Genomic DNA, 13,358 nt, shown 5'->3' on the forward strand with positions numbered 1-13,358 from the left:
CGTCGGATCGCGTGCCGAAGCCGCTGCCGGCGCCGGAGACGTCGATGTCTGTGTCGCTCACGTGGCCGAACGTATTCGCGTCTGGCAACAAGTGGCAACCGGTTGCCGGATGTTGCCAACGGCGGAACAGTGGTGCCACCGGGCAGCGCCGCCCGGAGGAGGTCTCGAGGAGGAAGCCCCCGGATGAACAGAACACGGCTGAAGCCCCGCACCCTCGTCGGTGCCGTCGCGGTGATCGCCCTCGCCGCTCTCTCCCTGCAGGGCTGCGCCGTCGTGAACGGCAGCGGCGACGACCCGAACACCCTCCGCGTGATGATGGGCGCGGACACCACGTACCCCAAGGAGCGCAAGCAGTGGCAGCAGGACACCGCTGCCGAGTTCAAGCGCACCACCGGTGCGGACATCCAGTGGGAGACCTACTCGTCCGCGCAGGAGGAGTTGACCGCGATCCAGACCAGCGTCATCTCCGGCCAGGGCCCCGACGTCTACGCAATCGGCACCACGTTCACCCCGACCGCCTACGCCACCGGTGCCTTCGTCGAGATGGGATCGAAGGAGTGGCAGGCCATCGGCGGCAAGGACCAGTTCGACCCGGCCTCGTTCGGCATCTCGGGTCCGAGCGACTCGAAGCAGATCGGGATCCCGTTCGCCAGCCGTCCGTTCGTGATGGCCGTCAACAAGGACCTGCTCGCGAAGGCCGGCATCACCGACATGCCGACCACGTGGGACGAGCTGACCGAGGACGCGAAGGCGACGACGACCGGTGACCGGCACGGCCTGGCGATCGCCTACGCCGACGGCTTCGACCCGTGGAAGTTCGTGTGGGGCATGGCGCAGAACGCCGGCAACACCATCGTCGACGGCTCGAAGGCCGAGATCGACAGCGACGCCGTCGAGAACGCGTACCGGACCTACTTCGACTGGGTCACGAAGGACGGCGTCGTCGACAAGGCCGCGATCGGCTGGAACAACGCGCAGGCCCTGGCCCAGTTCACCGAGGGCAAGGCCGCGTTCTTCCCGATGACGACCACCACCGCGATCAACTCGTTCAAGGACACCAAGGTCGACGGCAAGTACGAGTTCGCCCTGCTCCCCACCGTCCCGCCGGGGGCCAGCGAGCGCCCGGCCGACGGCATCGAGGCCGCGAGCATCCTGTCCGGCGACAACTGGGTGGTGGCCGACTACGGCACGAAGCAGCAGCTGTCCTTCGACTTCGTCAAGCAGCTCAGCGCACCGAAGGCGCAGCTCGAGTACTACGACCTGTTCGGCAACCTGCCGACCAATGCGTCCGCCGCCGCTGACCTGGCAGCAGACAACCCGCAGCTCAAGCCGATCATCGACGCGGGCCGCCTGTCGAAGCCCACCGCCTTCACCGGCGCCTGGTCCGACATCCAGCTCGCCCTGGTCGACGTGGTCGTGCAGTCGATCCCGTCGCTCAAGAGCGGCGAGGTCACCGACGACCAGCTCCGCAAGCGTCTGCAGGACGCCCAGAAGGACGCCCAGTCCACCCTCGACCGTCAGAAGAACGGAGGTCTGTGATGACCAGCACCCAGACCAGACCGCCGCAGCGCACGGAGCAGACGGTCCGCCCGCACGGCACGACGCCGCTGTACAAGAAGGAGCGTCCGCTCTGGATGCTCATCCCCGGCGGGGTCCTCATGCTCGCCGTCATCGTGGTGCCGCTCCTGGTGGGCTTCTACATCGCGATGCTCGACCTGGACCAGTACACGCTGCGGCAGTGGTTCAGCGCTCCCTTCATCGGCTTCGCGAACTTCACCGAGGCCTTCACGAACTCGCCCCTGCTCCACTCGATCTGGATCTCGGTGTCGCTGTCCGTCCTGGTCACCGCGGTCACCGTGCCGATCGGCGTCGCGGCCGCGATCTCGACGCAGAACCGGTTCCCGGGGCGCGGCCTCGTCCGGTCGATCTACCTGATCCCGTACGTGCTGCCCGCGTTCGTCGTCGGCACGTTCTTCCGCACGATGCTGCAGCCGCAGGGCGTCGTGAACTCGATCCTGCACACCGACGTGCTCTGGCTGAACGGATCCGCGTCGTACTGGGCGCTGGCCGGCGTGATGATCTGGACGAGCTGGCCGTTCGTCTACCTGCTGTCGCTCGCCGGACTGCAGGCCGTGGACAACGAGGTGCACGAGGCCGCCGCGCTCGACGGGGTGACCTGGTGGGCGAAGCTCCGCTACATCATCTTCCCGTACCTGCGCGGGCCGCTCAGCCTGGCGGTGATCATCGCGATCCTGCACAACATCAACAACTTCACCCTGCCGTTCGTGCTGTTCGGCATCCCGCTGCCGTCGAGCGTCGAGGTCATGCCCGTCCTGACGTACATCGCGAGCTTCCAGTCGTTCCGCTTCGGTCTGTCCGCGGCCATGGCGATCTGCTCCCTCGTGATCGTCGCCATCCCGCTGTTCGTCTACCTGCGAGCCGTCAAGCTCGACACCGGTGACGACGCGGGCCCCAACCGGAAGCAGCGCCGCGCCGACCGCGCCACGCTCGCCGCCGCCCCGACCGCCGCCGACATCGACGGAGCACGCGCATGAGCGCCCAGAGCACATCCTTCGCCGGCACCACCCGGACCCGCCCGACGTCGACCCTGACCGAGAGCATCACCGCACCCGGTCGACGCCACAAGCGCCCCTACGACACCGACGTCACCCGGCTCCTGCCCCGCTGGCTGCTCATCGTGGTGATCGCGATCATCATCGCGTTCATCGCCGTCCCGGTCCTGTACATCCTGTTCGGCTCGGTGAACTCGGACGTCGCGGTCGCCCGCGGCGAGTACTTCCCGTCCGAGTTCACGCTGTCGAACTACGTCGAGATCTGGTCCACGGTCGCCCTCGGCGAGGGGCTGGTCAACTCGATGCTCACCGCCGGCGCGGTCGCCATCGCGAGTGCGGCGCTCGCCGTGTCCACCGCGTACGTGCTGGTCCGGTTCCGGTTCCTCGGCCGCCTGACCATCCTGCGTGGGCTCCTCGCGCTGCAGTCGATCCCCGGCACGCTCCTGCTGCTGCCCGTGTTCGTGGTGTTCTCGAACATCGCCAGCGCCACGGGCGTGCAGATCATCGGCACCCGCTGGGGTCTGTTCGTCACCTACCTGACGTTCGCCCTGCCGTTCTCGACCTGGGTCATGGTCACGTACCTGCGTGGTCTGCCCAAGGAACTCGAGGAGGCCGCCCGCATCGACGGCGCCTCGAGCACGAAGATCCTGACGAAGATCGTCCTGCCGCTGTCGTGGCCCGGCATCGTCGTCTCGGCGATCTTCGCCTTCCTGCTCGGCTGGAACGACGTCCTGTTCTCCACGATCATGACGACCCCGAACACCCGGACGGTGGCCGTGGTCCTGCAGGTGCTCGGCACCGCGCAAGAGGGCGGCGCTGTCCCGATCTACGGCCAGATGATGGCCGCCTCGATCGTCTGCGCCGTGCCGGTCGTCGCCCTGTACCTCATCTTCCAGCGCTACCTGGTGGGCGGTCTGACGGCCGGCTCCGTCAAGTGAGCGCGGCAGTCACCGCAACCCAGAACCGGACTGGAGGCCCGTGGCGGCCCCGCCACGCGCCTCCCGTCCGACACGAAAGGACACCATGACCGACCAGCCCACGTGGGAACTCTCCGGCTTCGGCGACGAGATCGACGCCGACCCCGTCGTCCAGGTCGCGGTCCTGCAGGCGCTCGGCGCGAGCGCCATCGAGGTCCGCAGCGCCTGGGGCGTGAACGTCGTCGACCTCGACGAGGACCAGCTCGCCGGACTCCACCGCCTGCTCGAGGAGCGCGGACAGACCGTGTCCGCCATCGCCTCGCCGATCGGCAAGGTCTCCGTCGACGAGCCCGTCGAGCACGAGGTCGGACGGCTCGGTCGCGCGATCGCCGCCGCGCACGCCCTCGGCACCACGAACATCCGGATCTTCTCGTTCTACTTCGAGGGCCGGCAGCCGGAGGACGTCCGCGACGACGTCCTCGTCCGGATGCGCGCCCTGGCCGACCTCGCCGCACGCGAGGGCGTGACCCTGCTGCACGAGAACGAGAAGGACATCTACGGCGACGTCCCCTCGCGCGTGCTCGACATCGTCGAGAGCGTCGGGTCCCCGGCGCTCCGACTGGCCTGGGACAACGCGAACTACGTGCAGTGCGGCGTCAAGCCGTTCACCGAAGGGTGGGCGCAGCTCGCGCCCTACGTCGACTACCTGCAGGTCAAGGACGCCCTGGCCGCCGACTCGTCGGTGGTCCCCGCGGGCGAGGGCGACGGCGAACTGCTCCAGACCCTCACCGCGCTGCGCGACGCCGGGTACTCCGGCTACGCCTCGCTCGAGCCGCACCTCAGCGACTTCACCTCCCTCGGCGGGTACTCCGGCCCCGCGGCCTTCGGTCGCGCCGGTCGTGCCCTCCGCACCCTCACCGACCAGATCGGAGTCACCCTGCGATGACCACCCCACTGAAGTTGGCAGTCGTCGGCGCCGGCGTCATCGGACGCCACCACGCCACGGTCGCCGTCCACCACCCGGACCTGCAGGTCGTCGCCCTCGTCGACGCGATCCCCGCCGCCGCCACGAGCGCCGCCGACGAGATCGAGGCGATGGGCGTCACCCGCCCCGTCACGACGTCCACCATCGAGGAGGCGATCGCGCAGACCGACATCGACGTCGTCGCGATCTGCTCGCCCTCCGGCATGCACGTGCAGCTCGCCGAGGCCGCCCTGGCCGCCGGCAAGCACGTCGTCATCGAGAAGCCCCTCGACACCACGATGCCCCGGGCCCGGCAGATCGCCGCGCTCGCCGCAGCGGCACGCGACCGTGGACTCGTCACGAGTGTCATCAGCCAGCACCGCTTCGACCCGGCCTCGGCCGCCGTCGCCGCAGCCGCCCACGACGGCGGGTTCGGGACCGTGACCTCCGGCCTGGCGAGCGTCGCCTGGTACCGGTCGCAGGGCTACTACGACTCCGGCGACTGGCGCGGCACCTGGGCGCTCGACGGTGGTGGCGCCGTGATGAACCAGGGCGTGCACACCGTCGACCTGCTCGTGTGGGCGCTCGGCCGTCCGGTCGAGATCTCGGCCCAGACCGGGCTGCTCGCGCACGACCGCATCGAGGTCGAGGACACCGCCGTCGCCACCGTCCGGTTCGCCGGCGGCGCGCTCGGTGTCATCCACTGCACGACCGCCGCGTACCCGGGCCTGTCCGCCCGCTACGCCGTGTACGGCACGCACGGGTCGGCGATCGTCGACGACGACCGCCTGGCCTACTTCCACATCGCACCCGACGCCGCGACCCTCGAGTCCGCGTCGACCACCTCGAACGCCTCGGCGGTCGCGGGCGCGGTCGACCAGAAGGACGACGTCGTCCCGCCGGAGCACGTCGTGGGCGGTCCGGCCGAGCCCGACCACTTCGCCGCAGGGCACGGCCGGCAGTACACCGACATCGTGGCCGCGATCCGCGAGGGCCGTGAGCCCGGCGTGACCGTCGACGCGGCCCTCGTGTCGCTCGCCACCGTCCGCGGGCTGTACGTCAGCGCGACGCTCGGGCAGCCCGTCCGGATCGACGACGTGATCGAGGGCAAGTACGACGACGTGGTGCCGGTCGTCGGCGCTGCAGCACCGTCCGACACCGCGACCGAAGGAGCCACCCGATGAAGTTCTCCGTGTTCACCGCCTCCACACCCGACTGGACCCCGTCGCAGGCGGCCTCGACGCTGGCCGAGCAGGGCTGGGACGGCGTCGAGTGGCGCATCGTCGACGACCGCCCCGCGGACGGCGCCGTCGTCCCCGCCGGTCGCTCGTTCTGGGCCGGCAACAACTCCACGTGGCAGTTCACCGGCATCCAGGACCAGGTCGGCGAGATCGCGCGGATCACCGACGCCGCCGGGCTCGAGTACTCCGGCATCGGCGGGTACCAGCAGGCGTCGGACCACGAGGGCGTCGAGACGATGCTCCGTGTCACGAGCGAGCTCGGCGCCCGCCAGGTCCGCGTCTCGATGCCGATGTACCGGCAGGAGAAGGAACGCACCGGCGAGACGTACGGGCAGATCTTCGACCGCACCCGCGCCGACCTCGAGTGGGCCGTGACCCGGGCGACCGAGCTCGGCGTCAAGGCGCTCGTCGAGCTGCACCACATGACGATCACGCCCTCGGCCTCTGCGGCACTCCGGCTCGTCGACGGCCTCGACCCGGAGCACATCGGCGTCATCCACGACCTCGGCAACCTGGTCATCGAGGGGCAGGAGGACCACCTCGCCGCGTTCGAGCTCCTCGGCCCGTACCTCGCGCACGCCCACGTGAAGAACGCCCGCTGGGTCGACACCGGCGACACCCGCGCCGACGGCAGCACGATCTGGCAGAACGAGTGGGCGCCGCTGCGCACCGGGCAGGCGTCCGTCTCCGAGTACCTCGACGCCCTCCGCCAGGTCGGCTACGACGGCTGGGTCACCATCGAGGACTTCTCCACCGACCTGCCGCTCGAGGCCCGGACCGCCGACAACCTGGCGTACCTGCGGTCCCTCGTCCCGGTGTCGGCATGACCGATCGCCGCCCCGGCATCGTCCACCTGGGGGTGGGTGCGTTCGCGCGCGCCCACCTCGCCTGGTACACCGCCCACACCACGGGGGAGCCGTGGGGCATCACCGCCTTCACCGGCCGCTCGCCCGCGGCGGCGGACGCCCTCACCGCGCAGGACTGCCGGTACACGCTGGTCACGCGTGCTGCGACCGGCGACGCCGCCGAGGTGGTCGACACGATCGTGGCCGCCCACCCGGGCAGCGACGACACGGCCTGGAGGCACGTGGTCGCGTCCCCGGAGACCACCATCGTCACGCTGACGGTCACCGAGCAGGGCTACCGGTCCGGTTCCGACGTCCCCGCCCGGTTGGTCGCGGGGCTCGACGCCCGGCGGACGGCCAGCGGCGGGCGCATCGCGCTCGTCAGCCTCGACAACCTGACGCACAACGGCGCGGTGCTGCGCGAGGCCGTGCTGGGCGCCACCACCGACCCCGACCTGCGCGCGTGGATCGAGGCGAACGTCTCGTTCCCGTCGTCGATGGTCGACCGGATCACCCCCGCGACCACCGACGCCGACGTCGAGGGCCTCGCCGCCCTGCCGGGAGCACTCGCCGGGGACCGGGTGCCCGTCGTCACCGAGCCCTTCGCGGAGTGGGTGCTCGAGGACGCCTTCGACGGGATCGACCGCCCCGCGTGGGAGACCGCCGGCGTGCGCATCGTCGACGACGTCACCCCGTACGAGCAGCGGAAGCTCTGGCTGCTGAACGGCTCGCACTCGCTGCTCGCGTACCTCGGGCTCCAGCTCGGGCACGAGACCGTCGCCGCGGCCGTGGACGACCCGGTGTGCCGTGCCGCCGTCGAGCAGCTGTGGGACGAGGCCGCCCGCGAACTGCCCCTGCCTGCCGACGAGGTCACCGACGCCCGTGCCGCCCTGGTGGACCGGTTCCAGAACCCGCGCATCCGTCACACCCTGCGGCAGATCGCGTCCGGCGGGTCGCAGAAGCTGCCCGTCCGGGTCGTCGACGTCGTGCGGCACCGACTCGAGCGCGAGCCGTCGGGCGGCATCGGGCCCGGAGCCGCGACCGCGATCGCCGCGTGGTGGCTCCACGTCACGGCGCAGCCCGACCTCGTGGACGACGACGGAGCCCCCGGGGCAGACTCGGACGTGCGCGACGTGCTGCGCGTCATCGCCCCCGACCTCGACACCACCGACGTGGTCGACGCGATCACCGCGGCGGCCGACGACATCCGGGCGGCGAGCACCGCCGCACGCACCACCACCAGCACCGCCCGAACGAGCACCGACGAAGGAGTCCACGCATGACCGACACCACCACGAACCCCGCGGCCCCGGTGCCGGGCGCCGCCGACACCGGCGCGGCGACCGGGCACACCTCCGGGCGTCCGGACACGTGGGCGTCGGCCGACCGCGGCCAGCTCATCGAGCGTGCCGAGGTCATCGTCACCAGCCCGAACCGGAACTTCGTCACGCTGAAGATCACGACCGCCGACGGCGTCACGGGCCTCGGTGACGCGACGCTGAACGGCCGCGAGCTCGGTGTCGCCGCGTACCTGTCCGAGCACGTCGTGCCGCTGCTGATCGGCCGCGACGCCAGCCGCATCGAGGACGCCTGGCAGTTCCTCTACCGCTCGTCGTACTGGCGTCGCGGCCCGGTCACGATGGCGGCGATCGCGTCCGTCGACATGGCGCTCTGGGACATCAAGGCCAAGGTCGCCGGCATGCCGCTGTACCAGCTCCTCGGTGGCGCATCCCGCACCGGGCTGATGGCCTACGGACACGCCTCGGGCAAGGAGCTCCCCGAGCTGTTCGACTCGATCCGCGAGCACCAGGAGGAGGGCTACCGCTCGATCCGCGTGCAGACCGGCGTCCCCGGCCTCGAGAGCATCTACGGCATCGCGTCGAACAAGACCACCGAGGGCAACGAGGGTGTCCGGTACGACTTCGAGCCGGCACAGCGCGGAGCCTTCCCCGCCATGGAGGACTGGGACACCCGCGCCTACCTGCGCCACGTGCCCACCGTGTTCGAGGCCGTCCGGAACGAGTTCGGACCCGAACTGCCGCTCCTGCACGACGGGCACCACCGGATGACCCCGCTGCAGGCCGCGAAGCTCGGCAAGTCCCTCGAGCCGTACGACCTGTTCTGGCTCGAGGACTGCACCCCGGCCGAGAACCAAGAGGCACTCAAGCTCGTCCGGCAGCACACCACCACACCGCTCGCGATCGGTGAGGTCTTCAACACGATCTGGGACTTCAAGGACATCATCCGCGACCAGCTCATCGACTACGTCCGCGGAGCCGTCACGCACATGGGCGGCATCTCCCCGCTCAAGAAGACGATGGACTACGCCGCGATGTACCAGATCAAGTCCGGGTTCCACGGGCCGACCGACATCTCGCCCGTCGGCCTGGCTGCCCAGATGCACCTCGGGATGGCGATCCACAACTTCGGCATCCAGGAGTACATGCAGCACGGGCCGCAGACGAACCAGGTGTTCCAGCAGACCTTCACCTTCACGGACGGCTACCTGCACCCCGGTGACGAGCCCGGCCTCGGGGTCAGCCTCGACGTCGACGAGGCCGGCAAGTACCCGTACGAGCAGGCCTACCTGCCGTTCAACCGCCTGGCCGACGGAACGGTGCACGACTGGTAGCGGCAAGCTGTGGGTGTGGAGTTCGCAGAGGTCGCCCGGGAGCTGCTGCTCGTCCCGCCGGGGGACTTCGTCGCCGAGCGCACCGCTCGCCAGCGCGCGGTGCGGAAGGACGACCGGGCCCTGGCCGCGGCGATCGGGAAGCTCCGGAAGCCGGCACCGGCAGCGTGGGTCGTGGACCTGCTCGCGCACGACGGCGCCCTCGACGACGCGGTCGACCTCGGGCCAGCCCTCCGCAAGGCCCAGGCCGACGCCGACCCCGGAGCGATCCGGACACTCCGACAGCAACGCTCCGAGGTGATCGAGGCGCTGGCGCAGGCCGGGGCCGACCTCGCCTCGGACGCCGGACACCCGGTGACGGCGGCGGTGCTGGCACAGGTGCGGGCGACGATCGAAGCGGCGATGGCCGATCCGCACGCAGGCGCCGCTGTGCGTTCGGGGCTGCTCGTGACGCCCTTGGAGAGCGTGGGGTTCGACGCGGTCGACCTGGACGGGGCGCTCGCGGACCCGGACGCGGTGCCGGACGCCTGGTCCGGCAGCGATGCCCCACCCATCCCGATCACCCAGGCGAGGGGCGCGCGGAAGGCGAGCCGTGCCTCCCGGTCGACGGAGACGGAACCCCAGGACGGACCGGAGCCGGACGCCCAGCCCGAGCCCAAGCGTGACCCGGCCGCTGAGCGGAAGGCCGCACGCCAGGCGGAGACCGCCGCCCGGAGCGAGTCGCGCGACGCCGATGCCGCAGTCGACGCCGCGGAGGCGGACCTCGAGCAGGCCGAGGAGCGCCGGGCCGACCTGCAGCGCGAGCTCGATCGGGCGACCGCGGAGATCGAGGCCCTCGAACGTGCTCGCGACGCCGCCGAGGCCACGAGCAACGACGCCCGCGAGCTGCTGGCGGCCGCGCAGGAGCACCGGCGCAGCCTCGGCCGCTGAGCCTCGCGGAGCGTTCCTTCCCATCACGCGCGCGATGGAAGGTCGAATCGGGCGTACTCGGTCAAAAGGAACGACCACCTACGCCCGGAACGACCCACTACGCCCGGAACGACCCACCACGCGCGGCACGACCGCCGATCGTTACATAACAGTTGTCGTTCTTGACGAGCGGCGTTGGAGCGGTCTAACGTCGGACACCATGCTTCGGGCCGGCGATGGTCCGCCGGGATCCGTCTCCGCATCAGCACGGGGCGCCCCGGGTACAGGACTCGCATCATCGCCGACGCCCCGACCGCCCGCAGCCACTGCGCGGGCGGTCGGGTGCGTGGCGCGCGGCGCACCCCGGAGACATGCCGCGATGCCGGGTCGAGCACTCCGGGGCCCCTCCAGGAGAGACGACACATGTCGGAACCCCGCACCAACCGCACCACGACCCTGACCCCGCCGAACGGCGTGACGACCGCCCCACCTGCCACCGCACCACCGGCTGCCGGGCGCGAGGGCTTCATCGCCCGCCTCGGCATCCCGCACCCGCTGCGCTGGGGCTTCCTCGGTGTCCTCGTCTTCATGACGGGCGACGGCATCGAGTCGAACTTCATCGCTCCGCACATCGCCGCGGCCCTCGGCTCGGGCGGTACGGACAGCGCCGCGATGGTGATCGGCATCTACGGCGTCGCCGTCCTGGTGGCGTCCTACTTCGCCGGCGTGCTCTCCGAGCTGTGGGGCCCGCGCCGCGTCATGACGATCGGCGCCGTCCTGTGGGTGGTGTTCCAGGTCGCGTTCCTCGCGGCACTGCCCACCGGGTCGGTCGGGCTGATCGCCCTGACGTACTTCCTGCGCGGACTCGGCTTCCCGCTGTTCGCCTTCTCGTTCCTCTGCTGGGTGAACCACACCGTGGCGCGCGACCGGAACGCCACGGCCGTCGGCTGGTTCTACGTCGTCTTCACCGGCGGCCTGCCGACGCTCGGCTCGCTCATCGCGATCGGCAGCATCCCCGCGTTCGGTGGCGGCCACACGGGTGAGACGTGGTCGATGGCCCTGTCGCTCGTCCTGGTCGTGGCCGGCTGGGTGATCGTCCGGTTCGGCGTGCACGAGCGGACCGGGCTCGGCCGCATCGCCCCGCGCTCGCACTCCGCCGCACGGGTCATCGCCAGCGGCATCGAGGTCTGCATCACGCGCCCCAAGGTCCTGCTCGCCGTCCTGATCCGGCTCGTCAACACGGCGCCCGAGTTCGGCATGTTCGTGATCATGCCGGCGATCATCGGTACCGAGCTCGGGTGGGGCCAGTCGAAGTGGCTCACGATGACGGTGATCGTCTACGCCGGCAACATCCTGTTCAACGCCTTCTTCGGTGCCCTCGGTGACCGCATCGGCTGGATCCGCACCGTCAAGTGGTTCGGCATCGGCGCCTCGGCGATCGGGCTGCTGGCCTGGTGGTACGTCCCGCACCTGGTGCCGGCCGGTTCCGAGTGGGGCTTCTGGCTCGCCACCGCCGCGGGGACGGTGTTCGGCATCATGCTCGCCGGGTTCACACCCATGGGCGCGATCGTCCCCGCCTTCGCCGGCGAGGAGCGTCGCGGTGCCGCGATGGCGATGTACGCCACGGCGGCCGGTGGTGCGACCTTCCTCGGCAACGCCGTGGTCAGCGCCGTCCTGCCGTGGGGTGGCCCCGGTGGCGTGGTCTGGACGTTCGTCGGCCTCTACGTCCTCGCCTTCGTGGTGCTGTCCTTCCTCAAGGTGCCGAAGGAGTCGGTGGCTGCGGGGCACTGAGGCACGACACGCCCGGCGGGTGCTGGTAGAGTCGGTGATTGACTTCGGCGAGGGCCGCGACAGCGGCCGTGATCGACGCGGTGGGAGACCCGGCCCAGCCCAGGGAACGTTCCTCACGCGTGCACGCGTTCGAGTTGCAACACCACAGACCCCCACGATGCCGGACCGCCGGTGTCGACCCCCGAGACCAGGAGGCACCATGGCCGACTACACGAAGCTCGCAGCGGACGTCCGCACCAAGTTCGGCAAGGGTGCAGCGCGCAAGCTCCGCGCCGCCGACAAGATCCCGGCAGTGGTCTACGGCCACGGCACCGAGCCGAAGCACATCTCGCTGCCCGGTCACGAGACCATGCTGCTCGTCCGTACCGCCAACGCGGTCGTCGACCTCGACATCGAGGGTGCGGCCCAGCTCGCCCTCGTCAAGGACGTCCAGCGTGACCCGGTGCGCCAGATCATCGAGCACATCGACCTCGTGGTCCTGCGCCGCGGCGAGAAGGTCACGGTCGACGTGCCCGTCGTCATCGAGGGCGAGTCCTTCTCCGGCACGATCCACGTGCAGGACCTGAACACCGTCTCCCTGCTGGTCCTCGCGACCGACATCCCGGAGCACGTCGTCGTCGACGTCGAGGGCCTCGAGGACGGCGTGCAGATCACCGCCGCCGAGCTCGAGCTCCCCGAGGGTGCCGAGCTCGAGACCGACGGCGAGGCGCTCGTCGTGCAGATCGTCACCCCGCGTGGCACCGCTGACGACGACGCTGCGGACGAGGCCTCGGCCGAGGCCGGTGCCGAAGCCGGTGCCGAGGGCGGCTCCGAGCCGGTCGACTCCGAGTAACACCCCTTCGAAGGCATCTGGTCGACGCTGTGGCGGATCGAACGTTGGTCGTGGTCGGACTCGGGAACCCCGGGCCCGACTACGCCGGCAACCGTCACAACGTCGGCCAGATGGTCCTCGACGAACTCGCCGCCCGCATGGGAGCGCGGTTCAAGAAGCACAAGACGCCGAACCAGGTCGCCGAGGGGCGCCTGGTGCCCGGCGGACCGCGCCTGGTGCTCGCGAAGCCCGGCTCGTTCATGAACACCTCGGGTGGACCGGTCTCGTCGGTCCTCGGGTTCTACAGCGCCACCCCGGCCGACCTCGTCGTCGTGCACGACGAGCTCGACCTGCCGTTCGACACCGTCCGCCTCAAGGGCAGCGGGGGTCACGGCGGGCACAACGGGCTGCGCGACATCATCAAGGCCACCGGCACGAACGAGTTCTCGCGCGTGCGCGTCGGCATCGGTCGTCCGCCCGGTCGTCAGGACCCCGCCGACTACGTGCTGCGTGACTTCTCCGCAGCCGAGAAGAAGTCGCTGCCCATCCTGCTGGCCGACGCCGCGGACGCGGTCGAGGCGATCGCCGAGGTCGGACTCGTCGCCGCGCAGCAGCGGGTGCACGCACCGTCCTGACCGCGCTGGTCGATCCCGGCCGTGTTCGCCCGTCGCGCACCAC

The 13,358-nt window shown here is 70.6% G+C and carries 12 protein-coding genes; all 12 read left to right on the forward strand.

From position 1 onward, the window contains the following. Positions 1 to 183: 183 nt before the first annotated feature. Positions 184 to 1,539, forward strand: a complete 1,356-nt coding sequence (locus EDF47_RS13725; RefSeq protein ID WP_133938519.1) for an extracellular solute-binding protein — start codon at positions 184 to 186, stop codon at positions 1,537 to 1,539. Then, the gene (locus tag EDF47_RS13730) at positions 1,539 to 2,555 is read left to right on the forward strand and encodes a sugar ABC transporter permease (protein ID WP_123294721.1); all 1,017 of its coding nucleotides are present in this window, start codon (positions 1,539 to 1,541) and stop codon (positions 2,553 to 2,555) included. The genes EDF47_RS13725 and EDF47_RS13730 overlap by 1 nt, the downstream gene beginning before the upstream one ends. Then, positions 2,552 to 3,511 (forward strand): carbohydrate ABC transporter permease, encoded by a 960-nt coding sequence (locus tag EDF47_RS13735; RefSeq protein ID WP_165901164.1) that lies wholly within the window; start codon positions 2,552 to 2,554, stop codon positions 3,509 to 3,511. Before EDF47_RS13730 ends, EDF47_RS13735 begins: the two co-directional genes overlap by 4 nt. An 85-nt stretch (positions 3,512 to 3,596) precedes the next feature. Beyond that, entirely contained in the window at positions 3,597 to 4,436 is an 840-nt protein-coding gene (locus tag EDF47_RS13740) for a sugar phosphate isomerase/epimerase family protein (RefSeq protein WP_133938517.1), read from the forward strand. After that, the gene (locus EDF47_RS13745; RefSeq protein ID WP_133938515.1) at positions 4,433 to 5,638 is read left to right on the forward strand and encodes a Gfo/Idh/MocA family oxidoreductase; all 1,206 of its coding nucleotides are present in this window, start codon (positions 4,433 to 4,435) and stop codon (positions 5,636 to 5,638) included. The genes EDF47_RS13740 and EDF47_RS13745 overlap by 4 nt, the downstream gene beginning before the upstream one ends. Beyond that, entirely contained in the window at positions 5,635 to 6,522 is an 888-nt protein-coding gene (locus EDF47_RS13750; protein WP_133938513.1) for a sugar phosphate isomerase/epimerase, read from the forward strand. Before EDF47_RS13745 ends, EDF47_RS13750 begins: the two co-directional genes overlap by 4 nt. Next, positions 6,519 to 7,823: a mannitol dehydrogenase family protein gene (locus EDF47_RS13755; RefSeq protein WP_133938511.1), complete on the forward strand. Its 1,305-nt coding sequence runs from the start codon at positions 6,519 to 6,521 to the stop codon at positions 7,821 to 7,823. The genes EDF47_RS13750 and EDF47_RS13755 overlap by 4 nt, the downstream gene beginning before the upstream one ends. Then, the gene (gene manD / locus EDF47_RS13760; protein ID WP_228504708.1) at positions 7,820 to 9,172 is read left to right on the forward strand and encodes a D-mannonate dehydratase ManD; all 1,353 of its coding nucleotides are present in this window, start codon (positions 7,820 to 7,822) and stop codon (positions 9,170 to 9,172) included. The genes EDF47_RS13755 and manD overlap by 4 nt, the downstream gene beginning before the upstream one ends. 15 nt (positions 9,173 to 9,187) lie before the next feature. Beyond that, positions 9,188 to 10,099: a hypothetical protein gene (locus tag EDF47_RS13765; protein WP_133938509.1), complete on the forward strand. Its 912-nt coding sequence runs from the start codon at positions 9,188 to 9,190 to the stop codon at positions 10,097 to 10,099. 402 nt (positions 10,100 to 10,501) lie between these two features. After that, positions 10,502 to 11,869 (forward strand): RbtT/DalT/CsbX family MFS transporter, encoded by a 1,368-nt coding sequence (locus EDF47_RS13770; protein ID WP_133938507.1) that lies wholly within the window; start codon positions 10,502 to 10,504, stop codon positions 11,867 to 11,869. A 199-nt stretch (positions 11,870 to 12,068) separates the two neighbouring features. Then, positions 12,069 to 12,701, forward strand: a complete 633-nt coding sequence (locus EDF47_RS13775; protein WP_133938505.1) for a 50S ribosomal protein L25/general stress protein Ctc — start codon at positions 12,069 to 12,071, stop codon at positions 12,699 to 12,701. Positions 12,702 to 12,730: 29 nt separating this feature from the next. Then, entirely contained in the window at positions 12,731 to 13,315 is a 585-nt protein-coding gene (gene pth, locus EDF47_RS13780) for an aminoacyl-tRNA hydrolase (RefSeq protein ID WP_133938503.1), read from the forward strand. The last annotated feature ends 43 nt before the right edge of the window (positions 13,316 to 13,358 follow it).

This window comes from Curtobacterium sp. PhB190, assembly GCF_004365385.1.
Lineage (GTDB): Bacteria > Actinomycetota > Actinomycetes > Actinomycetales > Microbacteriaceae > Curtobacterium.

Coding starts and splice junctions, on each gene's coding strand:
- EDF47_RS13770 (WP_133938507.1), top strand. CDS start 10,502: ATGTCGGAACCCCGCACCAACCGCACCACGACCCTGACCCCGCCGAAC.
- EDF47_RS13740 (WP_133938517.1), top strand. CDS start 3,597: ATGACCGACCAGCCCACGTGGGAACTCTCCGGCTTCGGCGACGAGATC.
- EDF47_RS13750 (WP_133938513.1), top strand. CDS start 5,635: ATGAAGTTCTCCGTGTTCACCGCCTCCACACCCGACTGGACCCCGTCG.
- EDF47_RS13775 (WP_133938505.1), top strand. CDS start 12,069: ATGGCCGACTACACGAAGCTCGCAGCGGACGTCCGCACCAAGTTCGGC.
- EDF47_RS13725 (WP_133938519.1), top strand. CDS start 184: ATGAACAGAACACGGCTGAAGCCCCGCACCCTCGTCGGTGCCGTCGCG.
- EDF47_RS13730 (WP_123294721.1), top strand. CDS start 1,539: ATGACCAGCACCCAGACCAGACCGCCGCAGCGCACGGAGCAGACGGTC.
- EDF47_RS13735 (WP_165901164.1), top strand. CDS start 2,552: ATGAGCGCCCAGAGCACATCCTTCGCCGGCACCACCCGGACCCGCCCG.
- EDF47_RS13755 (WP_133938511.1), top strand. CDS start 6,519: ATGACCGATCGCCGCCCCGGCATCGTCCACCTGGGGGTGGGTGCGTTC.
- manD (WP_228504708.1), top strand. CDS start 7,820: ATGACCGACACCACCACGAACCCCGCGGCCCCGGTGCCGGGCGCCGCC.
- EDF47_RS13745 (WP_133938515.1), top strand. CDS start 4,433: ATGACCACCCCACTGAAGTTGGCAGTCGTCGGCGCCGGCGTCATCGGA.